20 protein-coding genes are annotated in these 23,278 nt (G+C 74.1%); 14 read left to right on the forward strand and 6 right to left on the reverse strand.

What is annotated here, in order from left to right:
• Positions 1–50: 50 nt before the first annotated feature.
• The gene (locus QOZ86_RS03460) at positions 51–1,115 is read right to left on the reverse strand and encodes a Glu/Leu/Phe/Val family dehydrogenase (protein ID WP_284490556.1); all 1,065 of its coding nucleotides are present in this window, start codon (positions 1,113–1,115) and stop codon (positions 51–53) included.
• A 150-nt stretch (positions 1,116–1,265) separates the two neighbouring features.
• Here QOZ86_RS03460 and QOZ86_RS03465 point away from each other — a divergent pair, with 150 nt between their 5' ends.
• From QOZ86_RS03465 to QOZ86_RS03480, 4 genes are all read left to right on the forward strand, one after another.
• Positions 1,266–2,252: a sugar ABC transporter substrate-binding protein gene (locus QOZ86_RS03465; RefSeq protein ID WP_284490557.1), complete on the forward strand. Its 987-nt coding sequence runs from the start codon at positions 1,266–1,268 to the stop codon at positions 2,250–2,252.
• Between the two features lie 170 nt (positions 2,253–2,422).
• Positions 2,423–3,307 (forward strand): ABC transporter permease, encoded by an 885-nt coding sequence (locus QOZ86_RS03470; RefSeq protein ID WP_284490757.1) that lies wholly within the window; start codon positions 2,423–2,425, stop codon positions 3,305–3,307.
• Entirely contained in the window at positions 3,304–4,125 is an 822-nt protein-coding gene (locus QOZ86_RS03475) for an ATP-binding cassette domain-containing protein (RefSeq protein WP_284490558.1), read from the forward strand. Before QOZ86_RS03470 ends, QOZ86_RS03475 begins: the two co-directional genes overlap by 4 nt.
• A 184-nt stretch (positions 4,126–4,309) precedes the next feature.
• Positions 4,310–5,704, forward strand: coding sequence for a M23 family metallopeptidase (locus QOZ86_RS03480; protein ID WP_284490559.1), 1,395 nt, complete (start codon positions 4,310–4,312; stop codon positions 5,702–5,704).
• Positions 5,705–5,829: 125 nt separating this feature from the next.
• On the opposite strand, the gene QOZ86_RS03485 is transcribed toward QOZ86_RS03480, so the two are convergent.
• Positions 5,830–6,345 carry a hypothetical protein gene (locus QOZ86_RS03485; RefSeq protein WP_284490560.1) on the reverse strand — a complete coding sequence of 172 codons (516 nt, stop codon included), beginning with the start codon at positions 6,343–6,345 and terminating at the stop codon, positions 5,830–5,832.
• A gap of 59 nt (positions 6,346–6,404) precedes the next feature.
• On the opposite strand from QOZ86_RS03485, the gene QOZ86_RS03490 reads away from it, so the two are divergent.
• The 3 genes from QOZ86_RS03490 to mftG are packed head-to-tail and all read left to right on the forward strand — an operon-like array spanning position 6,405 to position 10,124.
• A complete protein-coding gene (locus QOZ86_RS03490) occupies positions 6,405–7,274 on the forward strand; it encodes an MBL fold metallo-hydrolase (protein WP_284490561.1) in 870 nt (289 codons plus the stop codon).
• Complete coding sequence (locus QOZ86_RS03495) at positions 7,271–8,584, forward strand: class I adenylate-forming enzyme family protein (protein WP_284490562.1); 1,314 nt, start codon at positions 7,271–7,273, stop codon at positions 8,582–8,584. Before QOZ86_RS03490 ends, QOZ86_RS03495 begins: the two co-directional genes overlap by 4 nt.
• On the forward strand, positions 8,577–10,124 hold the full coding sequence (gene mftG / locus QOZ86_RS03500) for a mycofactocin dehydrogenase MftG (protein ID WP_284490563.1): 1,548 nt from the start codon (positions 8,577–8,579) through the stop codon (positions 10,122–10,124). Before QOZ86_RS03495 ends, mftG begins: the two co-directional genes overlap by 8 nt.
• Positions 10,125–10,154: 30 nt before the next feature.
• On the opposite strand, the gene QOZ86_RS03505 is transcribed toward mftG, so the two are convergent.
• The gene (locus QOZ86_RS03505; protein WP_284490564.1) at positions 10,155–11,462 is read right to left on the reverse strand and encodes a PucR family transcriptional regulator; all 1,308 of its coding nucleotides are present in this window, start codon (positions 11,460–11,462) and stop codon (positions 10,155–10,157) included.
• Positions 11,463–11,626: 164 nt separating this feature from the next.
• On the opposite strand from QOZ86_RS03505, the gene QOZ86_RS03510 reads away from it, so the two are divergent.
• The 5 genes from QOZ86_RS03510 to QOZ86_RS03530 all read left to right on the forward strand — a co-directional run bounded on the left by QOZ86_RS03510 (position 11,627) and on the right by QOZ86_RS03530 (position 17,936).
• Positions 11,627–12,823: a sugar ABC transporter substrate-binding protein gene (locus tag QOZ86_RS03510; RefSeq protein ID WP_284490565.1), complete on the forward strand. Its 1,197-nt coding sequence runs from the start codon at positions 11,627–11,629 to the stop codon at positions 12,821–12,823.
• 74 nt (positions 12,824–12,897) lie between these two features.
• Positions 12,898–14,367, forward strand: coding sequence for a sugar ABC transporter ATP-binding protein (locus QOZ86_RS03515; RefSeq protein WP_284490566.1), 1,470 nt, complete (start codon positions 12,898–12,900; stop codon positions 14,365–14,367).
• Complete coding sequence (locus QOZ86_RS03520) at positions 14,364–15,425, forward strand: ABC transporter permease (protein ID WP_284490567.1); 1,062 nt, start codon at positions 14,364–14,366, stop codon at positions 15,423–15,425. Before QOZ86_RS03515 ends, QOZ86_RS03520 begins: the two co-directional genes overlap by 4 nt.
• Positions 15,426–15,441: 16 nt before the next feature.
• Positions 15,442–16,428 (forward strand): phosphotriesterase family protein, encoded by a 987-nt coding sequence (locus QOZ86_RS03525; protein ID WP_284490568.1) that lies wholly within the window; start codon positions 15,442–15,444, stop codon positions 16,426–16,428.
• Positions 16,428–17,936 (forward strand): class I adenylate-forming enzyme family protein, encoded by a 1,509-nt coding sequence (locus QOZ86_RS03530; RefSeq protein ID WP_284490569.1) that lies wholly within the window; start codon positions 16,428–16,430, stop codon positions 17,934–17,936. The genes QOZ86_RS03525 and QOZ86_RS03530 overlap by 1 nt, the downstream gene beginning before the upstream one ends.
• Positions 17,937–18,038: 102 nt before the next feature.
• Here the strand turns inward: QOZ86_RS03530 and QOZ86_RS03535 are convergent, their stop codons facing one another.
• Positions 18,039–18,257: a hypothetical protein gene (locus QOZ86_RS03535; RefSeq protein WP_284490570.1), complete on the reverse strand. Its 219-nt coding sequence runs from the start codon at positions 18,255–18,257 to the stop codon at positions 18,039–18,041.
• A 212-nt stretch (positions 18,258–18,469) separates the two neighbouring features.
• Between QOZ86_RS03535 and QOZ86_RS03540 the strand changes: the two genes are divergently transcribed.
• On the forward strand, positions 18,470–19,162 hold the full coding sequence (locus tag QOZ86_RS03540; protein WP_284490571.1) for a phosphodiesterase: 693 nt from the start codon (positions 18,470–18,472) through the stop codon (positions 19,160–19,162).
• A 166-nt stretch (positions 19,163–19,328) separates the two neighbouring features.
• Positions 19,329–20,366 (forward strand): glycosyltransferase, encoded by a 1,038-nt coding sequence (locus QOZ86_RS03545; protein ID WP_284490572.1) that lies wholly within the window; start codon positions 19,329–19,331, stop codon positions 20,364–20,366.
• A 112-nt stretch (positions 20,367–20,478) separates the two neighbouring features.
• Here QOZ86_RS03545 and QOZ86_RS03550 read toward each other — a convergent pair whose 3' ends face one another.
• Both QOZ86_RS03550 and QOZ86_RS03555 read right to left on the reverse strand, forming a co-directional pair.
• Complete coding sequence (locus QOZ86_RS03550) at positions 20,479–21,657, reverse strand: Glu/Leu/Phe/Val dehydrogenase dimerization domain-containing protein (protein WP_284490573.1); 1,179 nt, start codon at positions 21,655–21,657, stop codon at positions 20,479–20,481.
• Positions 21,654–23,276, reverse strand: coding sequence for a 5-guanidino-2-oxopentanoate decarboxylase (locus QOZ86_RS03555; protein WP_284490758.1), 1,623 nt, complete (start codon positions 23,274–23,276; stop codon positions 21,654–21,656). Before QOZ86_RS03555 ends, QOZ86_RS03550 begins: the two co-directional genes overlap by 4 nt.
• Positions 23,277–23,278: the final 2 nt, after the last annotated feature.

Here is a 23,278-nt window from a genome sequence, read left to right on the forward strand (position 1 = left end):
CGTCGACGGGCACACGCCCTCCCCCTTCCGGTGGTGCGCGGGCCGCCGGATCAGCGCGGCAACCGGATCGTGGCCAACCGGCCGACCGAACGGATCCGCTCCTCGGCCAGCCGATCCGCGGCCACGGCGGGGGAGATGCCCTCGGCGTCGGCGAGCGCGAAGACCCGAAGCGCGACGTCGAAGATGCCAGCGGCCTTGGCCTGCGCGCGCTCGAACGAGAACCCGTGCCGCTCGTCCTCCACCTGGATGACCCCGCCGGCGTTCACCAGGTAGTCGGGCGCGTAGAGGATCCCGCGCCGGCGGAGCTGCTCGGCGACCTCCGGGGTGGCGAGCTGGTTGTTCGCCCCGCCGCAGACGAAGCGCGACGGCAGCACCGCCACGGTCTGCTCGTCCAGGGCGCCGCCGAGGGCATTGGGCGAGTAGACGTCGTGCTCGGTGCGGATCAGCGCGGCGGTGTCGGCCACGGCCCTCACCTGGGGGTGGCGGGCCCGGATGCGCTCGACCGCCGCCGGGTCGACGTCGGTCACCACGACGTCCGCGCCGTCGTCGACCAGATGGCCGATCAGGTGCGAGCCCACCTTGCCGGCGCCGGCGACGGCGGCGGTGCGACCGGCCAGGGATCGCGAGCCCCAGCAGTGCTGCGCGGCCGCCTGCATCCCGAGGAAGACGCCGTAGGCGGTGAGCACCGAGGAGTCCCCGCACCCGCCGTGGGCCTCCGACCGGCCGTGGGCGAAGCGGGTCTCCCGCGCGACCACGTCGAGATCGGCGTTGTGCGTGCCGACGTCGCAGGCGGTCAGGTACCGGCCGCCCAGCGCCTCGACGAACCGGCCGTAGGCGCGCAGCAGCGCCTCGGTCCTGTCGGTGCGCGGGTCGCCGATGATCACCGCCTTGCCGCCACCCAGGTCGAGTCCGGCGAGGCTGTTCTTGTACGACATGGCCGTCGACAACCGCAGTGCGTCGGCGACGGCGGCCCCCTCGCTCGCGTAGGGGTAGAAGCGCGTGCCACCCAGCGCCGGCCCGAGGGCCGTGGAGTGGATCGCGATCACCGCCCGCAGCCCCGACTCGGGGTCGCTGCAGAACACGACCTGCTCATGACCGGATCCCAGGACGTCCACGCCGGTCAGCCTAGATCGATCCGGGCGTGTCGCAGGGGCGGTGGACGCACCGCGCCGGGCCTCCTGCGGCACCCCCGGTCGGCAGGAAGGGCATGATCCTGGGCGAAGCGAATCGTCCGGGCCCCGGCCCGGCAGCACAGGAGGACCTCGATGGCCGCACCGAAGCGACTGCTGGCACTGGTCATGGCCGCGCCCGTCGTCCTCGCCGCCTGCACCACCGACGGTGGTGGCGGCGGCGGGGGCGGCGAGGCCGCCGGGAACGGCGCGGCGGCCGACGGGGAGCTCGCCTTCTCGGTGATCACCCACGGCTCGGCCGGGGACGCCTTCTGGGACGTCGTGCAGAACGGCGCCGAGGCGGCCGGGGAGGACCTGGGCATCGACGTCGACTACCAGAGCGACGGCGACCCCCAGCGCCAGGCGCAGCTGATCGACGCGGCGGTGAACTCCGACGTCGACGGGATCGTGGTCTCGATGGCCAACCCCGACGCGCTGCAGGAGTCGATCGAGGGCGCGGTCGAGGCCGGTATCCCGGTCGTCACCATCAACTCCGGGGGTGAGCGCTCGGCGGAGTTCGGCGCCATCGGCCACGTCGGCCAGGACGAGCGGATCGCCGGCCAGGGCGCCGGCCGCCGCCTCGCCGAGGAGGGCGCCACGAGCGTCCTCTGCGTGATCCACGAGGCCGGCAACGTGGGCCTGGACCAGCGCTGCGGCGGCGCGGAGGAGGGTTTCGGCGGCACGTTCGAGACGCTCCAGGTCGACATCAACGACCTCACCGGGGCGCAGTCGGCGATCACCTCGCAGCTGCAGAGCAACCCCGGCATCGACGGCGTCCTCACCCTGAACTCGGCCGTGGCACCCATCGCGGTCGGGTCGGCCCAGGACGCCGGCTCGGAGGCGCAGATCGCGACGTTCGACCTGAACGAGGACGTCATCAGCGGCATCCAGAGCGGCGACATCGCCTTCGCCGTCGACCAGCAGCAGTACGAGCAGGGCTACCTGCCGGTCGTGATGCTCCAGCTGTACGCCGAGAACCTGAACACCGTCGGCGGCGGCCAGCCGGTGCTGACCGGCCCCGGCTTCGTGGACGCCGGCAACGTCGACGCGATCGCCGACCTGGCCTCGGCCGGCACGCGCTGAGCGCCCGGGGGACCGTCGCGCCGGCGGAGCGCCGGGCCGACGAGCGGCTGGGTGCGGCCGGGCCGCTGCGCCGGCTGCTGGTCAAGCCCGAGCTCGGCGCGCTGATCGGCGCGGTCGCGGTCTTCACGTTCTTCGCCGTCCAGTCGGAGGTCTTCCGGACGCCGCGGGGCATCGCCAACTGGCTGGACCCGGCGTCGACGCTGGGCATCATGGCCGTGGCGGTCGCGCTGCTGATGATCGGCGGTCACTTCGACCTCTCCGCCGGTGTCATGACCGGGACGACGGCGCTGACCGTCGGCATCGTCGCCGTGGAGTTCCGGCAGAACCTGTGGGTCGCGATCGCGGCGGCGCTGGTCCTCGCCCTGGCGATCGGCTTCTGCAACGGCTGGCTGGTCACCCGCACCGGGCTGCCCAGCTTCATCATCACGCTGGGCACCTTCCTGATGCTGCAGGGCCTGAACCTGGGCCTGACCAAGCTGTTCACCGACACGGTCACGGTCGGCGGCATCGACGAGGTGCCCGGGTACGCCGCGGCCGAGTGGGTGTTCGCCTCGCGCGTGGAGGTGCTGGGGGCGGAGCTCCGGGTGGCGGTGCTCTGGTGGCTGCTGTTCACGGCCCTGGGCAGCTGGGTGCTGCTGCGCACCCGGTTCGGCAACTGGGTGTTCGCCACCGGCGGGAACGAGGTCGCCGCCCGGAACGTGGGCGTGCCGGCCCGGCGGACGACGATCGCGCTGTTCATGACGACGGCGGCCGCGGCCTGGTTCGTCGGGACGACGCTCGCCGTGCGCCTGACCTCGGTGCAGGCGAACACCGGCATCGGCCAGGAGCTGATCTACATCGTCGCGGCGGTGATCGGCGGCTGCCTCCTGACCGGCGGTTTCGGATCCGCGGTCGGCGCCTCCCTGGGGGCGCTGATCTTCGGGATGACCCTGCTGGGCATCCCCTACCTGCGCTGGGACGCCGACTGGTTCTACTTCTTCCTGGGCGCGATGCTGCTGCTGGCCGTGCTGGCCAACCGGCTGGTGCGGCGCTCCGCCGAGGCGGCCCGGCGATGAGTGGAGCGGGCGGAAGGCCGGCGGGTGGGGCGCGGCGCGCGACGCCGCTGCTCGAGCTCCGCGACGTCGGCAAGGACTACGGCTCGGTCATCGCCCTCGACGGCGTGCGCGCGACCGTGCGCGCGGGGGAGGTCACCTGCGTCCTGGGGGACAACGGCGCCGGCAAGTCGACCCTGATCAAGATCCTGTCGGGGGTGCACCGGGCCGACCGCGGCGCGGTGCTGCTCGACGGGCGGCCGGCGGAATTCGGCTCCCCGCGGGAGGCGCTGGACGCCGGCGTCGCGACCGTCTACCAGGACCTGGCGATGATCCCGCTGATGTCGATCTGGCGGAACTTCTTCCTCGGGGCGGAGCCCACCCGGGGGTGGGGACCGTTCCGCCGGTTCGACGCCGCGCGCGCCAAGGAGGTCACGCGCCGGGAGCTGGCGGCGATGGGGATCGACCTCCGGGACCCCGACCAGCCGGTGGGCACGCTCTCCGGCGGAGAGCGGCAGTCGGTGGCCATCGCCCGCGCGGTGCACTTCGGTGCGCGCGTGCTGATCCTGGACGAACCGACGTCGGCGCTGGGGGTCAAGCAGGCGGGTGTGGTGCTCCGCTACGTGGCGCAGGCGCGCGATCGCGGGGTCGGCGTCGTCCTCATCACGCACAACCCGCATCACGCACACCCCGTGGGGGACCGTTTCCTGGTGCTGAACCGGGGACGCAGCATGGGGGAGTTCGCCAAGGCCGACATCAGCCGCGAGGAGCTGACCCGGCTGATGGCCGGCGGCGCCGAGCTCGATGCGCTGAGCCACGAGCTGGAGCGGCCGGGAAGCTGACCGGCGGGGACGGCCGATGCGCCTCAACGCGCCGATGTCGACATACCGACGGCGATGGGGCGGTCACCGACCGTTCTTCTATCGGCGCGTCTTGAGTGCGGCGTGTTGCCAATGTGACTACCGGTGACGGTGGGACCGTTCGCAGGCCCTACCCCGCACACCCTCTTCCCCAGGGAGCGCACCCATGTCCCAGCGCTGTCCGTCCGGACCGGCGACTCCGCGGGTCGGCCGTCGCCGGCCCGGCGCGGGCCGTCGCGGCCGTCCGCTGCGCACCGCCGTCCTCGGCATGGTCGCCGGAGCGACGCTGCTGGTGACGGCCGCCCCGGCCGTCGCCGTCCCGCCCCCGCCGGTGAACCCGAGCGACAGCCAGCTCGGCGATGCGGCGAGCAGGCAGCAGGCCGCCGCGGCCGAGGTCGGCCGGATCGCCGCGCTGCTCGCCGCCGCGGAGTCCGAGCTCGAGCGGGTCGGCGTCGAGGCGGAGGCCGCGGGCACCGCGTACCTCATCGCCGAGGAGGAGCTGATGCTCGCCCAGGAGGCCGCGGACCGGGCGGCCGTCGAGCTGCGCGCCGCCGCCGACGCGGTCGCCGTTGCCGAGACCCGCATCGCGGCGTTCTCGCGGGACAGCTACATGAACGGGTCCTCCCTGACCAGCTCGGCCGCCCTCCTGGACTCCGCGGGACCGGGTGAGCTGATCCAGCGCGCCGCGATGCTCGACTACGTGGCCGAGACCCAGCTCGACGTCCTCGGCGGTCTCGAGGTCGCGCGCGTCCGCCAGGCGAACGCCGACTCGACCGCCCGCGCCGCCCGCGACGACCGTGCCGCCGCCGAGGACGCGGCGCAGGCGGCCAAGGAGGCGGCCGACGCCCAGCTGGCCGTGCACCAGGCCGCCTACGCCGAGGTGGCGACCCAGAAGACGCAGTACGAGCAGCAGCTGCAGGCCGCCCAGATCCACCTGCTGGAGTTGCAGGGCGCCCGCAACGCCTACCAGCAGTGGGAGGAGCAGAAGCGCGCCGAGGAGGCCGCGGCCGCGGCCGCGGCCGAGCGCGCCGCCCGGGAGGCGGCCGCCGCCGCCGAGGCCGCCCGGCGGGCCGCAGAGGAGGAGGCCGCGAACGGCGGGGCCGGGAACGGTGGGGACGACGACGGGAGCGGCGGTGGCGGCGGCGCGCACGCCGGCTACGTGAAGCCCTTCTCCGGACGGGTCACCAGCTGCTTCGGCCCGCGATGGGGCGTGTTCCACAACGGCATCGACGTCGCTTCGGCCGTCGGCACCCCGCTCTACGCACCGATCGCGGGAAGGGTGGTGCGGACGGGGCCGGCAACCGGCTTCGGGTTGGCGGTCTACCTGCGCGGTGACGACGGCGCTGTGTACGTCTACGGCCACATCAACGACTACTTCGTCCGCACCGGTGACCGCGTGGTGGCCGGCGAGCACATCGCCGAGGTCGGCAACCGAGGGAACTCGACCGGCCCGCACGTCCACTTCGAGGTGCACCCGAACGGGAGGATGTACAGCGGCGCGGTCGACCCCGCGTCCTGGCTGAACGCCCGCGGGATCAGTGTGGGTGGCTGCGGCGGTTGAGGAAGGACCCCCTGCCCCCCACCACTCGCAAGCTCGCGCCGGGCCCCTGCAGGGGGCCTTGCAGCTGCGGCCCGCCACCTCGGGGATCGGTGGCGGGCCGCAGCTGTGCGCATGGCGGGTCGAGCTCAGCTCGACGGCGCGCTCTCCTCGGCCGACCCGCCCACGCCGCACTCCTCGGCCAGGTAGTCCTGCACGCTCGTCGACGCCGCGTCCAGCTCCTGCTCGAGCGGGGCCAGCCGCTCCTGGAGGGTGGTGAGCGCCTGGGGATCGGTGAGGTCCACGTCCCCGATGGTCGTGGCGAACTGCTCGGCACCGTCGGCCAGGGCCGCCCAGTCCTGGGCGATCTCCTCGGGCGGGTCGATCGCGCGGATCTCCTCGGCGGCCGCGCGGAAGATCTGCGGCAGCTGGCCGGGGTCCCCGCCGGCGGCGCTGCCGCTGATCCGCTCCTGGATGCTGACCGCCTCCGTGCAGAACGCAGAGTCGGCCGGCTCCTCGGTGGGGGTGGCGGTGGTGGTCTCGGCGGCGGACGTCTCCTCCGACGCGGCGGTGGGTTCCTCGTCCCCGGAATCGCTGCAGCCGGCGAGCAGGACGACGGCGGCGGCCGCGGGGAGGACGGCGCGGCGGAGCACGGATCGGCGCATGCGGCTGACGGTAGCCGCCGGATGCGCATCGTGGGGAGGTCGCGGCTAGCGTGCCGGTCGTGGCCCTCCCTCTCGATCCCCGCGGCTCGTGGGCTCTGCCTGCGCCCGGCGCGCTGCCCCGCACGGCCGACCTCGAGCCACTGGTCACCCGGGTGCTGGCGCCCAATCCGTCACCGATGACCCTCGACGGCACGAACACCTACGTCGTCGGTGCACCGGGCAGCGGCCAGGCGGTGGTCGTCGATCCGGGCCCCGACGAGCCCGACCACCTGGCGGCCGTCGAGGCGGCGCTGGCCGCCCGCGACGCAGGGTGCGTCGCGGTCCTGGTCACCCACCACCACGGCGACCACGCCGACGCCGCACTCCCGTGGGGGCACCGGTTCGGGGTGCCCGTCGCCGCCGCCGCGCCGGACGTCGCCGGCTCGGGTGGGCGCCTCCTGGCGGCCGGTGAGCGGCTGCAGCTGGCCGGCACGCCGATCGACGTCGTCCCGACCCCGGGGCACACCGCCGACCACCTGGCCTTCCGGCTCGAGTCGGGGGCCGTGCTCGTGGGCGACCACGTGCTGGGCCGCGGCACCTCGGTGGTCACCCACCCCGAGGGCGACGTCGTCGCGTACCTGGAGTCGCTGCGGCGCGTGCACGCGCTGGGCCCCAGCGCCCTCTACTGCGGCCACGGGCCCGAGCTGACCGAGGACCCGGGCGCGGTGCTCGACTACTACCTCGCCCACCGGGCTGCCCGCGAGCAGGAGCTGCTCGACGCGCTGGTCGCCGGTGCGGGAACCGTCGACGAGCTGGTCGCCGTCGTCTACGCGGCGGTGCCGCGCGCCGTCTGGCCGGCGGCGGCGCAGTCGACCCGCGCCACGCTGACCAAGCTGGCCGCCGAGGGGCGGGTCGAGCTCCTCGACGACAGCCGGGTGCGACCGGTGTGACCGCCGTGCCGCTCATCACCGCCGCCGACAGCGAACGCGACCAGCGGCGCGCCGCCGCCGCGCTGGCCGCCGCGGGCCTGCGGCCCGGGAACCGCCTGCTGGTCTCCGCGGCCGCGTCGCCCGCAATGCTGGCCGTCGTCCTGGGTGCGCTGCGCACCGGGATCGTGCCGGTGGTGCTGGACCCGGCGCTCCCGGCCGGCGAGCGCGCGGAGCTGGCCGCCGACGCCGACGCCGCTCTCGACATCGGTGGGGAACCGGCCCGGTTGCTGGGCGGGGCCGAGGCGGAGCTCGCATCGGTGCCCCTGGCCCGGCCCATGCACTACACGTCGGGCACGACCGGCCGGCGCAAGGGCGTGTGGTCCGGCGTGCTCGCCGAGGGGGACGCCCTCGCCCTGGCCGGCGAGGAGATCGAGCTGTGGGGCTTCGGGCCGGAGGACCGGCACCTGGTCCTCTCTCCGCTGCACCACAGCGCGCCGCTGCGGTTCGCGGTGCACACGCTGCTCGCCGGTGGTGCGGTGTTGCTGCCGGGGCCGTTCGACGTCGCCCGAGCCGCGCAGGTCATCGCCACGCAGCGGCCGACGACGACGTTCTGCGTGCCCACGCACCTGCAGCGGCTGCTCGCGCGCGACGACGTCGACTGGTCGTCGTTCCGCCGGCTCGTGCACGCGGGCGCCCCCTGTCCCGAGCCGCTCAAGCGCGCCGTGCTGGCGGCGCTGCCGGAGGGCAGCGTCTGGGAGTTCTACGGCTCCACCGAGGCCCAGTTCACCGTCTGTTCGCCCGGGGACTGGCTGGCGCACCCCGGCAGCGTCGGCAGAGCGCGGCCGGGCCGCCGGCTGGAGACCGACGAACGCGGGCAGCTGTGGTGCGCGGTGCCCCGCTGGGCGCGGTTCGAGTACTGGCGGGCGCCGGAGAAGACGGCCGCGGCGTGGCGCGGGGACCTGGTCACCGTGGGCGACCTGGGCCGGGTCGACGACGACGGCGTGGTCTGGCTGGACGGCCGTCGGGAGGACCTGATCATCTCCGGCGGGGTCAACGTCTACCCCGCGGAGGTGGAGGCGGTCCTCGACGCCCACCCCGGGGTGGTCGAGAGCGCGGTGTTCGGCGTGCCCGACGCCGACTGGGGGCAGCGGGTGGTCGGCGCCTACGTCGGGGACGCCGACACCCAGGAGCTCGCCGCCTGGGCCCGGGACCGGCTGGCGCCGGCGAAGCGGCCGAAGTCGCTGCACCCGGTGGCGGAGCTGCCGCGCACCTCGACCGGCAAGGTGCGCCGGCTCGACCTGCCGGGGGTGCTCGGGCTCAGCGGTGGCTGAGCACTGGGACGTCGTCGTCGTCGGGGCGGGCACCGCGGGCTGCCCGCTGGCGGCACGGCTGGCCGACGCCGGCCGGCGGGTGCTGCTGCTGGAGGCCGGGGCCGCGCACCCGGCCGGTGAACTGCGGGACGCGAACAGCCTGCGGGCGGCGGTGCCCGGGCACCCCGCCAACTGGGACCTGCGCGGGCTGCTGCCCGGCGGGCGGGAGATCCGCGTGCCGCGCGGCCGGGTGGTGGGCGGCTCCAGCGCGGTGAACGCCGGCTACTTCGTCCGGCCCAGCCCCGCGGACGCCGGCGGCTGGGCCGCGGCGGGCAACGACCTGTGGTCCTACGACCGGCTGCTCCCGGCGATGCGGCGGCTGGAGAGCGACCGGGAGTTCGGCGACCGTCCCGAGCACGGGGCCGACGGGCCGATGCCGGTGCAGCGGCTCGCGGACGGGCCGCCGCTGGCCGAGGCGTTCGGCCGGGCGACGGCGGAGCTCGGGCTGCCCGCCGAACCGGACAAGAACGCCGGAGCGGCGCCGGGCTACGGTGCGTTGCCGCGCAACGTCGTCGACGGCCGGCGGATCAGCGCCGCGGACGCCTACCTCGCCCCGCGCCGCGGGCATCCCGGGCTGGCGGTGCGCGGGGGCGTGCGAGCCCTGCGCGTCCTGCTCGAATGGGGGCGTGCGGTCGGGGTGGTCACGACCGGGGGAGACGTCCGGGCCGACGAGGTGGTGCTCAGCGCCGGGGCGGTCGGCTCGGCCCACCTGCTGATGCTGTCGGGGATCGGACCCGCGGACGTGCTGCGGGCGGCCGGCATCCCGGTGCGCGTCGATGCGCCGGGGGTGGGGACGAGCGCGTCGGACCACCCCGTGGTCTACCTGCCGTTCCGCCCGGCCGGGAACGTGACGGCGGCGCCCGGGCAGGCGCCGCTGCACGGCGTCCTGCACGCGACGTTGGCCGGCGCGGAGACGCCCGGTGACCTGGAGGTGCTGCCGTGGCTGGCGCCCTTCTCCCAGGTGATGACCGGCCGGGCCGCGCCGCCCGGGGACGTCGTCGAGTTCGGGGTGGCGCTGCTGCGCACCGTGGGCCGGGGGCGTCTGGTCCTGACCGGCGGCGATCCCGCCCGGCCGCCGGTGATCGAGTACGGGCACCTGGTCGAGACCGTCGACCGGCGGCGGATGCGGGAGGGGGTCCGGCTCGCCGCCGAGCTGCTGCGCACCCGGGCGCTGGCCGCTGTGGGAGAGCCCGCGGACGACCTCTCCACGGCCGGCGGCAGAGCATTGGACGGCTGGATCCGGGAGCGGCTGACGACCGCGGTCCACCTCTCCGGCACCGCGCCGATGGGCCCCGACGGCGATCCCCTCTCGGTGGTGGACCAGCGGCTGCGGGTCCGCGGGATCGAGGGGTTACGGGTGGCGGACACCTCGGTGCTCCCGCGCGTGCCGAGCCGGGGGCCGGCCGCCACCGCGGTGCTCGTCGGCGAACGCGCCGCCGAGCTGATGACCGGCTCCGACCGCCCTCGGGTTCAGGCGCCCGGGCGGCCGCCGCTCTCGTAGTCGTCCGGCCGCAGGTCACGCATGGCCAGGTCACGCACCTGGCGACGTCGGCGTCCCGGCCGATCGGCCTCCCTCCGTGGACGGGCCGAGGGTGGAGTCGTGCACGTGCATCGCGACCAGCCCGGCCTGCAGCAGGCCCACACCGCGGGTCGTGGAGAGCTGGATCCCGGTGAGCTGGGCGATCCGGTCCAGCCGCTTGTCCAGCGTGTTCGGGTGGACGTGCAGCGTCTCGGCCGTCTCCCGCCGGCCACGGTCGTGCGCCAGCCAGGATCGGGCGGTCTCCAGCAGGTCCGGATGCGCGCGCAGCGGCTGCACCAGGGCGGCGAGCCGCTCCCGAGCCGGGCCGGGCGCCGCCAGCTGGTGCTCGAGCACCAGGTCGTCCGGCGTGTGGACGCCGGACGGGCGGCCGAGCAGGCGCACGAGATCGAGCAGGCCCCGCGCCTGCGCCGCCGCGTTCGGCAGGGCCTCCGGCGACGGAGCCGACACCATCACCGCCGTCGGCTCGGCGTCGGCCGCCCGGGCGAGCAGTTCGACCGCCCGGGTCGTCTCCGCGGACGCCGGTAGCCGGCCCTGGCAGCCGGGGAGCAGGACCAGGCCGCCGGCCGGGATCAGGGAGGCCAGGGTGGTCGCGCGCCCGGGCAGGCGGTCGATCGCCGCCTGGACCCGGCGCACCTTCCGGCGTCCGGCGACGTCCGGGTCCACGTCCGCGTCCTGCTCGTCGCCGGTCGGTCCGAGGTGCAGCGCCACGACCGTGTAGCAGTCGGCGAGCTGGGCGCCCAGACGTTCCGCCAGCTCCACCTGCGGCGTCCCCTCGAGCACGCTGCGGACGAGGTCCCGCCACGCCGAGCCGTCGTACCGCTCGATCGAGCGGCGCTCCTCCACGTAGGCGTCCGTGACCGCATGGAGCATTGCCTGCAGGTATCGCTGGAGGAACGGTGTGAACGAGACCACCTCAGACTCCTGTCCCGGCGGCATCTGCTCCCGCAGCATCTGCCACGTGACCTGGTTGCCTATCACGTAGGCCATGAGGACGGCGTCCAGCGGAACGCCCTCCTCGGCCCGGCGCGCGGCTCCGGCGCTGGCTGCGGTCAGCTCGCCGTGGGCGGGCAGCCGGTGCTCTCGGCAGCAGCGCACGAACGCCAGCACGTTGTCCCGGCAGACCTGTGCGATCTCCCCGTGGAGCTGCTCGTCCGGCAGCCGCCGGTAGAGCGGGATCTCTCGGACGAACTCGGCGACCATGCGGCGCGCCGACTCGCCCAGCCGCCGGTAGAGCCCCTCCACCAGATGCGGTGCCGGCGGCACGGGGGAGCCGGTGAGAAGGGGTGAGGGGCTGGTCATCGGTCTCCTCCAGGAGCAGGGCGGCGCGCCCGCGGTCACAGCACCGGTGTGATCTGTCACACAGATCGGCCGCCAACTGTAGGACAACGCCCTCTGCCACCCGGAGGGGGTGCTGGACAGACTTCTGCCACCGGTGGCCGCTCGTGCCCCGTCGAGGAGGAAACGTGCCCCGATCCCCACGGTCCCGTCTCGCGGCGGTGTCGGCAGCCGCGTGCCTGTCGCTCGTCGCCGCCTGCGGTGGGACCGACAGCGAGGCTGCCAGCAGTGGCGGTCCGGTCGACGACGAGCTGGTCAGCGAGGCGCAGGCCGCCGTCGAGGCGAACCGGCAGGGCACCGACCGTGCCCTCCCCGACAGTGCTCCTGCGCCGCTGCCCGACCAGAACATCTGGGTCATCTCCTGCACGGAGGCCGGGGAGGGCTGCTCCGCCCCGGCGGCCGGTGCCAAGGCCGCCGGCGAGGCGATCGGCTGGGACGTCACCGTCTTCGACGGCAAGGGCACGCCCGACGTCTTCGCCCAGGGCATCCGCACCGCCATCGCCGACCAGGCCGACGGGATCATCCTCGACGTCGTCGACTGCGTCGCCGCGAAGGCCCCGTTGGAGGAAGCCAAGGCCGCCGGGATCAAGATCTTCGCGTTCTACTCGCTCGACTGCGACGACCCGCTGCTGGGCGGCGGAGACCCGCTGTTCGACGCGGAGGTCCTCTACGAGGAGGGCCGTACCTACGCCGAGCAGGTGGAGGACGTGTACTCCAAGAGCGTCGCCGACTACGTCATCGCCGAGACCGGGGGCAACGCCAAGATCATCCAGTTCATCGAGGACGACATCCTCGTCGGCCAGCACCTCTACAAGGGCTTCCAGAAGCACATCGAGCCCTGCACCGGCTGCGAGATCGTCAAGCAGGTCCCCTTCACGCTGACCGACCTCGTCACCGGTCAGCTGCAGGGCAAGGCCACCGCGGCGCTCACCCAGCACCCCGACGCAAACGTCGTCTACGTCCCCTACGACGCGGCGCTGACGCTCGGCATCGCGCAGGCGGTGACGGCCTCCGGCCGGGACGCCGACGTGCTCGTCACCGGCGGCGAAGGGCTCTCGCCGAACATCGGCTTCGTCCAGGAGGGCAAGGGTCAGGACATGATCGCCGGCGCCCCCGCCCGGTGGGTGGGCTGGGCGGCCATCGACGGCATGAACCGGCTGCTGCAGGGCGAGGAGCAGGTCGACCCGGGCATCGGGATGCAGACCCTCGACTCCGACTCGGCCCTGCCGACGGAGACGACCTTCTACGACGGCAACGTGGACGAGCAGGGCAAGCCCAAGCAGGACTACGAGGCCAACTACCGCACGATCTGGGGCCTGTCCTGAGGAAAGCCACCGGGGGCGCGCGGGACGTCGTCCTGCGCGCCTCCGGGCTGAGCAAGACCTTCGGTCCCACCACCGTGCTGCGGCAGGCGGGGCTGACGGTCGGGCGAGGTGAGGTGCACGCGCTCCTCGGTGGCAACGGATCGGGCAAGTCGACCCTCGTGAAGCTGCTCGCCGGGGTCTACCGCGCCGACCCCGGGGGCTCGATCGCGATCGGGGACCTCGAGACGCCCGCTGATTCCTGGTCGTCGGAGGTGGCCAAGAAGCAGGGGCTGCACTTCGTGCACCAGGACCCGGCCGTCTTCCCGGCCCTCACCGTCGCGGAGAACATCGCGATCGGCCGGGGGTTCGTCACCGGGCGGTCCGGCCGGATCGACTGGCGGGCGACCCGGCGCCGAACCGCCGAGGTGCTCGACCGGTTCGCCATCCCGGCCACCCCGGACATGCCCGTCGCCGCCCTGCGCCCGGCCGACCGCGTGATGATCGCCATCGCACGGGCGCTGCAGGACCAGGAGGGCGCCCGGGACGGCGTGCTGGTGCTCGACGAGCCGACGGCGTCCCTGCCGGTCACCGAGGTGGAGGTGCTGCTCTCGGCGCTGCGCCGGTACGCGGCTGCCGGTCAGACCATCGTGTACGTCAGCCACCGGCTGGGCGAGGTGCTGGACTTCGCGGATCAGGTCACCGTCCTGCGTGACGGCGACGTCGTCGGCACCCGGCCCGTGCAGGGCATGACCGAGGACGGACTCGTCGAGCTGATCGTCGGGCGCCCGTTGGACCGGGTGTTCCCGGAACCTCGTACGGCCGAGCGGCGGAACGTGGTGCTGTCGGTGCGCGGCCTGACGACCGGTCCGCTGCGGGGGGTGGACCTCGACCTGCACCGCGGGGAGGTGCTGGGAGTCGCCGGCCTCCTCGGCTCGGGGCGCACGGAGTTGCTGCGCGCCCTGTTCGGCGACCTGCGGGTCACGGCCGGGGAGGTGGTGCTGGAGGGGAAGCCGTTGCGCCCCCGTGGACCGCGGCAGGCGATGAAGGCCGGTCTGGCGATGGTGCCGGAGGACCGCGGCTCGGAAGGACTGTTCCCCGGCATGTCGGTCCGGGAGAACCTCTCGGCCGCGGTCGTCCCGACGTACTGGCGCGGTGGGCGGCTCCGGCACCGCAGCGAGCGGGACGACGCCCAGCGGCTCGTGCAGCAGTACGCGGTGAAACCGGCCACCGATCTCCCGCCGGCGGGCACGCTCTCCGGCGGCAACCAGCAGAAGGTCGTCCTCGGGCGCTGGCTGCGGCGGGAGCCCACGGTCCTGCTCCTCGACGAACCGACCCAGGGCGTCGACGTGAACGCCCGCGTCGACATCTACGCCCACGTCCGCGCCGCGGTCGAGCGCGGCACGGCGGTCCTGCTGGTGACCTCGGACTTCGAGGAGATGGCCCACGCCGCCGACCGGGTGGTGGTGCTGCGCGACGGTGTGGTGGCCGCCGAGCTCCACGCCCCGGACATCACCGAGCAGCGCCTGACCGAACTCTCCTACCTGACCGCGGAGGTCCCCGCATGACGACCACCCCCGCCCGGACGACGACGGACCAGAGCACGCCCGATCCGGCCGGGCCGGTCCGGAACGAGACCCCGGTACAGGGGCCGGCGGCGCCCTGGACTGCCCGGTGCACGCCGTTCCTCGAGCGCTACGCCCTGCTGATCCTGTTCGTGCTGCTGTGCGTCTTCTTCAGCACCTACGGACCCACCAGCGGGACGTTCCCGAGCCTGGCCAACGTGCGCAACATCCTCGGCAACGAGGCCGTCATCGCCGTCACCGCGCTGGCGTCCATCATTCCGTTGACCTGCGGGCAGTTCGACCTGTCGGTCGGGTCGATCGTCGGCCTGTCGTCCATCGTCACAGCCAGCGCGGCCGCCGAGCACGACCTGCCCGTGGCCGCCGCGATCGGCCTCGGCGTCCTCTCCGGAAGCCTGGTCGGGCTGTTCAACGGCGTGCTGGTGGCTCGGATCGGCGTCAACCCGCTGATCGCCACGCTCGGAACGGCCACGCTGGTGGCGGGGCTGATCTCGCTCTACACCGCCAACCAGGTGATCAGCATCGGCATCCCGGAGAGCATCACCGCCATCGGGTCGGGCACCTGGCTCGGGCTGCCGCGCACGGTCTTCTGGCTGGCGCTGGTGGCCGTGGCGGTCTACTACCTGCTGACCCACACGCCGTACGGCCGCTACCTGGCGTCGGTCGGGGTGAGCCCGGGATCGGCCCGGCTGGTCGGCCTGAGGGTGGACCGGTACGTCCTGTCCAGCTTCGTGCTGTCCGGCGGCCTGGCCGGCATCGCCGGTGTCCTGCTCCTGGCCCGGGCCGGCACGGCGAACCCGGCCGTGGGCCCCGGTTTCACCCTGGCCGCCCTGTCCGCCGCGTTCCTCGGCGCAACGGCGATCAAGCCGGGCACGTTCAACGTGGTCGGCACGCTGCTCGGAGTGCTGTTCGTCGCGGTCAGCGTCAACGGCCTGGTCCTGGCCGGAGCGGCCGACTGGGTCCAGCCTACGTTCAACGGCGCGGCGCTGATCATCGCCGTCGCGCTGTCCACCGCCATCGCCCGGCGACGCGCCGGCACCTGACCCCGAGGAGAACCGCATGCCGCAGGTCCAGACAGTGAAGGGTCCCGTCGACACCGCCGAGCTCGGCCAGACGCTGATGCACGAGCACGTCTTCGTGCTCAACGCCGACGTCCAGCAGAACTACCCCGAGGAGTGGGGCAGCGAGGACGACCGCGTCGCCGACGCGGTCCAGAAGCTGAACGAGCTGGCCGCCGTCGGCGTCCGCACCATCGCCGACCCGACCGTGATCGGGCTGGGGCGCTACATCCCGCGCATCCAGCGGATCGCCGAGCAGGTCGACCTCAACATCGTCGTGGCGACCGGCTGCTACACCTACGACGACGTCCCCTTCTTCTTCCACTACCGCGGCCCGGCGCTGAACGCGGCAGTCGGCGCCGAGGTGCCCGACCCGATGGTCGACATGTTCGTGGGCGACATCGAGAACGGCATCGCCGGTACCGGCGTGCGGGCGGGCTTCCTGAAGTGCGCCATCGACCACCAGGGCATGACCCCGGGCGTCGAGCGGGTGATGCGCGCCGTCGCCAAGGCCCACCGCGCGACGGGCGCGCCGATCACGGTGCACACGCACCCGACCAGCCAGCAGGGGCTGGCGGTGCAGAAGGTGCTCGGAGACGAGGGCGTCGACCCGCGGCGGGTCGTGCTCGGGCACAGCGGTGACACCACGGACGTCGACCACCTCAGCGAGCTCGCCGACGCCGGGTTCATCCTCGGGATGGACCGGTTCGGCATCAACCTCGAGACCACGTTCGAGGCCCGCGCCGACACCGTGGTCGAGATGTGCCGCCGTGGCTACGCCGAGCAGATGGTGCTCTCGCAGGACGCCTCCTGCTACATCGACTGGCTCGCCCCGGGCGTCATGGACCTGCTGCCGCAGTGGCACTACACGCACATCCACGAGGAGGTGCTGCCCTACCTGCGCGAGCACGGGGTCACCGACGAGCAGATCGAGACGATGCTGGTGGGCAACCCGCGACGGTACTTCGAGAACGTCGGGACCTACTGATGGTGCTGCGGCCCTTCGACGAGTCCGGCGTCGAGCGCGACGCGGACGGCATCAAGCGCTACGTCGACCTCCCGGACTCCGTGGTGGCCATGCTGCGGGCCTCGGTGGACCGGGACCCCGGTGGCGAGGCCGTCGTGGAGGTCGACGGGCCGCGGCTGACCTACCAGGAGCTCTGGGCGGCGTCGGCCCGCGTGGCCGGCGGGCTGCGCGAGGCCGGCGTCGGCCGCGGTGACCGGGTGGCGATCCGGCTGGGCAACGGCGTCGACTGGGTGCTCGGCTTCCTCGGCACCCTGATGGCCGGCGGGGTCGCCGTCCCGGTGAACACCCGCTTCACCGACGACGAGGCCCGGTACGTCGTCGAGGACAGCGGATCCCGGCTGGTGCTGGCCCCGGGAGAGCCGCTGCCCCAGGGGGAGCCGTTCACGGTCGACGGCCTGCGGCGCCACGACCTCGCGGCGATCTTCTACACCTCGGGGACGACCGGGTTCCCCAAGGGGGCGATGACCAGCCACGAGAACTTCCTGACCAACATCGAGAACGCCCGCCGGGTGGTGGGACTGCCGCGAGAAGATCCCACCCTGCGCAACCTGATCTCGGTGCCGCTGTTCCACGTGACCGGTTGCAACAGCCAGTTGCTGCCCACCCTGCAGTGCGGTGCGGCGGCGGTGATCATGCCGGCGTTCGAGGTGGGCAGGTTCCTGCGGGTCATCCCCGAGGAACGGATCGCCGTCGTCACGACCGTGCCGGCGATCTTCTGGCTGGCCATCAGCCAGGAGGAGTTCGCCCGGGTCGACGTCAGCGGTGTCCGGTACGCGACCTACGGCGGCGCACCCATCGCGCCGGACCTGGTGCAGGCGATCAAGCGCAGCTTCCCGTCGGCCCGGGTGGGCAACGGCTTCGGGTTGTCGGAGACGTCGTCGATCTCCACCTTCCTGCCGCACGAGTACGCGGACACGCACGCCGACTCCGTCGGCTTTCCTGCGCCGGTGGTCGATCTCGAGCTGGCCGACATCGACCCGGAGACGGGTGTCGGGGAGCTGCTGATCCGTGGCGCCCAGGTCGTGCAGGGCTACTGGAACAAGCCAGAGGCGACGGCGGACGCCTTCACCGACGGCTGGCTGCACAGCGGCGACCTGGCCCGCATCGACGACGACGGCTTCACCTACATCGTCGACCGGGCCAAGGACATGATCAACCGTGGCGGTGAGAACGTCTACAGCGTCGAGGTGGAGAACGCACTGGCCGCGGCGCCCGGGGTCTTCGAGGTGGCAGTCGTCGGGGTGCCGGACCAGATGATGGGGGAGAAGGTCGGCGCCGTGGTGGTACCCCAGCCCGGGGTCGAGTTCGACGTCGACGAATTCCTCGCCTTCGTGCGCACGCGGCTGGCCGACTTCAAGGTGCCCCAGTACGTCGCGGTGCGGCCCGCCGCGCTGCCTCGCAACCCGGGGGGCAAGGTGCTCAAGCCGGTCCTGCGCAGGGAGACCGAGTGGGGTTCCCCGCTGCGTTGACGCCGATGTCCGGTCAGCCCCCGCCGGCGCCCGTTGTGCGCTGACGGCCGGAAGGTCCCGGCGGCGCGCCCTCGCAGCCGCCGGGACCCCGGGTCCTGGGGGTCAGCGGATCGCGGGGATCTCGCTGGTGGTGGTGGAGCTGAGCGGCGACCACGCGTCGGGGTGCGGGCGGCCGGCGTCGGCGACCCAGCCGGGAGTGCGCGCAGCTCCCTGGGCGCCGCGGCTCGTCGTCGCCGGGCGGGCACTGAGGCTCACGATCACGGCCAGGAGCACGAGAAGGCCGACCAGCACACCACCGATGACCAGGAGCGTCGAGAGCATGTGCTCACGGTAGGTGCGGGACTGCTCCGTGTCACCCGGCAGAAGTATCCGAACATCCGGCGCGACATGGACAGAGTTAGCCGCGCCACGCACCTTCCCGCCCGAACTTCCCAGCAGCTCTCGCCGGTACACGTGGCTGACGGCGGGCCACCGGCCGGCATAGCCGAGGGGCGCCCGGGTAGGGCGACGGTTCGTGAGGACGGGAGGACGCCGTGACGGAGCTCGCGCAGCTGGCGGGGCGGCTGGTGGCGGTGCCGCTCGGCGCGGTGGCGCGGTGGCGGGGTGGCAAGCCCATGCACCCGCGGGGTGTGGTGCTCGACGCGGTGCTGGAACGGCACGGGGGACGCCCGCCCTTCGGCGTCCCGTGGCTCGATGCGGTCGCCACCGGTGAGGTGGTGGTCCGGATGTCACGGGGTGCCGGCCTTCCGGCGCCCCTGCCCGACGTGCTCGGCGTGGCCATCCGGATGATCGGCGACGACGGCGCCCCGGTCGACCTCCTGCTGTCGACCACCGGGCGCGGGCCGATCACCCGCCTGATCCCGGTGCCGCGCAGCGATGCGGCGGCGACCTACAGCTCGATCATGGCCTACCGGTCGGCGGCCGGGCCGGTGCGCATCGCGGCTCTCCCGGACGCACCATCCCTGCCGTCGGACCCCGAGCCGGTCGCCCGGGAAGCGGCCGCGGGCGGGGTCGCCTTCCGTCTCGCGGCGGCCGTGGGCGCGGGGGAGTGGCGGCCGTTCGCCCGGCTGCGCGCCACGGGGGCCCGACGGCCCTTGGAGCCGGCGTTCCGCTTCGACGCCGTCCGCAACGCGCCGCCGGGTCTGACGGCGTCCGGCCCCATGGCGCGCTTCCGCGAGCCCGCCTACGCCACGGCCCGGGAGGTCGGCCGACCGACCGGGGTGTGACGCGGTGAGCTCGCCGGCTCACCCGATGGAGTCGATGACAGGTTGGTGCGGTGGTGGTTGGGTAGGGCAGTTCGTCTGATCGGCTCGGATCGTGGGCCCGGTCCTGACGCGAGCCGCACGGTGATGCCGTGGATGCGCTCGACCGTACGAGGAGCTGCACCGCCGCGTGACGCATTCAGAACCGCCGCAGCCTGGGCTGCTCCCGGCCTCGGGGGACGGCATCCGGGTGGCGTCGATCCCGTATGCCGATCCCTACGTGGACGCGGTCCTGCCGCGTGGATCGGTCCGAGTCGGGACGGCGGCCGACCCGAGCCCGTGGCTGGACGTCGGGCACCTGGCGGCGCACGTGGACCAGGTCGACGTCGTGCATCTCCACGCCGGCTACGGCCACCCGGACGCCGCGGCGCTGGAGGCGTGGGCCGAGGAGCTGCAGCGGCTGGGTGTGCCGCTGGTCGTCACCGTCCACCAGATGTGGAACCCGGCCCAGCCCTCCCCAGGTCGTCACGACGCCTCCCTGGCCGCCGTGCTCGCCACGGCGGAGGTGGTGCTCACGCTCACGCCGGGTGCGGCGGACGAGATCGCCGAGCGGTACGGGCGGACGGCGATCGTGGTGGCGCATCCGTCGATCACCGTCGCCGATCCCGAGCTGGGTGCCGAACGGGGACTCGTCGGCGTGCGCGTGGGCCCGGCGTCCGGCGCGGTGCCCGATCCGCCGGCCCTGGTACGGGCTGCTCTCTCGGGCGCCGTGTCGGGCGGGGGACGGCTGCGGATCCTCGTCGAGGACGTGGCGGCGCCGGGGCTGGATCCCGCGATCATCGCGCTCGCCGGCGAGGGGACGGTGGAGCTGCTGCCGTACCGGGCCGGCGAGTGGGCGGCTGCGCTGCAGCAGCTGCACGTGGCCGTGCTGCCCGAGCGGTACGGCACCCACTCGCGGGACGTGGAGATCTGCCGCGACGTGGGGACCCGGGTCGTGGCGCCCAGCTGGGGGTGGTTCGCCGACCAGTGGTCCGAGGTCGTCCCCTACGCCGACGACGAGCACGGTGGCGTGGACCCGGTGTCCCTCGCCGCCGCGATCGGGGCGGCACTGACCCGCCCCATGCCGCGGCCGGCGGACCAGGCCTGGCGCGAGGGGCAACGGGCGGCCGTGCAGGACGTGCACGCCGAGATCTACGCGCAGGTGGCGGCCGACCGCAGCTGGGCGTGATCCGGTCGGCTCAGGAGTTCCGGCGACGACGGCGTCATGCACGCCCACCGACGTCCTTCCCCGTCACCACCGGCCGCGACGTGCACGGCGTCGCGGTCCCACGGCCCGCGGCTCATCCGGTGATGCCCACCCGCGCCTGCACCGCCGCGGAGTTCCGGCTCGCCAGCGCGAGCGCGCTCGCCCGCAGGGTCGTGCCGGTCGTCTCGGCGTCGGTCGCCACCGTGTCCACGAGGCGGCGCATGACCGTGTCGATCTTGGCGTAGGAGGACTCGGCGGTCGGGGCGATGTCGCCGAAGACGACCCACCACCACCAGGCGTTGGTCATCACGTTGGCGAGGAAGTCCGGCAGGACCGGGATTCCCCGGGCGAGGAGGGCTGCCTCGGCGTCCGGCAGCGTCGGCATGTTCGCGCCCTCGACGACGACCCTGGCGTCGATGCGGCCGGCGTCCGCCGCCGCGATCACGTAGGACATGGCGGCCGGCACGAGCAGGTCGCACGGCACGTCGAGCCACTGCTCGGTGGGGGCGGTCGAGTCGGTGGGCCGCAGGGCGGACCGGTCGATGATGCCCAGGCCGTTGCGCGCGGCGAGCAGCGCCTCGACGTCGAGGCCCGCGTCGTTGCGGATCAGTCCTGCGCGGTCCGCGATCGCGATCACCGTCACCCCGGCCGCGGCGAGGTAGCGCGCCGCAGCGCCGCCGATGGAGCCGAAGCCCTGCACGACGGCGGTCATCTCACCGGGGGCGAGCCCGAGCCGTTCGACGTAGGTGATGCCGGCCCGCGCCACGCCGTACCCGCCGACGAGATCGCCGAGGGAGATCCCGTCGACGTCGACGGCGAACGCCGTGGCCAGCCGGTCGCGTGCCGCCGGGGCGTCGGGCAGCGTGGCGAAGACCGCCTCGACGGTGGAGGCGAGGCCGAGCTCTGCGGCGACCTTGTCCAGGGTCTCCTGACGCAGCCCGAAGTCCTCTCCGGTGTTCCACTGCTCTTTCACCACCGGCAGGACCGCGGCGAGGAAGCGTCGCAGGACGTCGACCGCCTGCGGGTCCGCGGGGTCGATGTCGATGCCGCCCTTGCCCCCGCCGAGCGGGAGGTAGTTGTCCGCCGGGTCGTAGACCAGCGACTCCTTGCGGGTCATGCCCTGGGCCAGGCCGCGGACCTCGTCGAGGGTGCAGCCCTCCCGCAGCCGCAGGCCGCCGCTGGCCAGGCCCCGGACCAGGGTGTCCAGGACGACGTAGCCCTTCCGGCCGGTGACCGGGTCGGTCCAGGTGGTCTCGAGGAAGGACGGGTTCACGGCTGGGCTCCTTGCTGGAGAGAGGTGGCGGGGTCGGAGTGGCGCAGGTGGATCACGGTCGCCCGGTCGGCGGCGAACGCCTTCCCGACCGCGGACGCGAGGTCGGCCGGGTCGTCGAGGGTGACGCCGTGGCAGCCGACGGCCCGGCCGAGGGCCGCGAAGTCGGGTGAGGAGAAGGTCACCGCGTGCACCGGGTCGTCGCGGTCGATCATCTCGTTGCGGATCTCGCCGTAGCCGGAGTTGTCGACGACGACGATCGGCAGCGGCATCCGGAGGTCGGCGGCGGTGGCCAGCTCGGCGATGGTGAACATCGCCCCGCCGTCCCCGATCAGTGCCAGGACCGGCGCTCCGGGGTTGCCGACCTTGGCGCCGACGGCGGCCGGCAGCCCGTACCCGAGGGTGCCGAAGCCCGTCGGGTAGAGGAACGAGCCTGGGCGGTGGGTGGGCAGGTTGGTCAGCGCGCCGAAGTAGCAGACCATCGCGCTGTCCCCGGCGACGACGGCGTCGCGGGGCAGGGCCTCGGTGAGGGCCGCGACGACGGGCAGCCACTCGGCGCCCTCCTTCTCGGCGTCGGCGCGCTTGCGGTCCCGCCACTGCGCCGCCCGCCGGGCCGACGACTCCACCGCCGGAGCGCCGTGGGGCACACCCGGGAGTTGGTCCAGCAGCGCCTCCAGGGTGGCTGCGGCGTCACCGACCAGGGCGACCTCGGCCACCGCGTTGGTGAGCACGCCGACCGGGTCGACGTCGATGCGGACCAGGCGGCCGTCGAGCGGCAGGGGGCCGTACCAGAGGTCCGACGGTGCCAGCTCGGTGCCGATGGCGAGGACGACGTCGGCGTCGGCCACGGCGTCCCGGACGGCGGGCAGGTGCACGCCGGCGCCGAGGGCCAGGGGGTGGTCCTCGGCGAGCACGCCCTTGCCGTTGGCCGTGGTGACGACGGGGGCGCCGAGCCGCTCGGCGACGCGGCGCACCTGCACTGCGGCGCCTCGCGCGCCGCCGCCGACCACGAGGACCGGCCGGCCGGCGTGCGCCAGCCGGGCTGCGGCCGTCGCCACCTCGTCGGCCGGAGCGGCCGCGGTGGGGACCGACGCCCGCGACGACACGCGGACCTCGTCGGTCTCCCCGAGGACGTCGAGCGGCACCTCGAGGTGGACCGGCCGGGGCCGGCCGCTGGTCATGATGGCGAACGCCTGCGCGACCGCGACCGGGATCTCCGCGACGCTCGCGGCACGGATGCTGGCCGCGGCGATCGCGGCGAGGGCGGCGCCCTGGTTCCGAGCCTCGTGGAGCAGCCCGTTGCCCAACCCCGGGTGGCGCAACGGCAGCCCGGGGGACACCACGAGCACCGGCACGGAGTCGGACCAGGCCTGGCCCACCGACGCCGCGGCGTTCAGCAGGGCCGGGCCGCTGGTGACCACCGCGACGCCGGGCCGGCCGGTCGTGCGGGCGTAGCCGTCGGCGGCGTACCCGGCACCCTGCTCGTGGCGCGGGCTGATGTGCCGCACCCCCTGCCGGGCGAGGTGCCGGTAGATCTCCAGGTTGTGCGTGCCGGGGATGCCGAACACCGTGTCGACGCCGTGCGCCGCGAGGGCGGTGACCAGGGCCTGCCCGCCGGTCATCC

The sequence above is a fragment of the Blastococcus capsensis genome (assembly GCF_030165005.1).
GTDB classification, from domain to species: domain Bacteria; phylum Actinomycetota; class Actinomycetes; order Mycobacteriales; family Geodermatophilaceae; genus Blastococcus; species Blastococcus capsensis.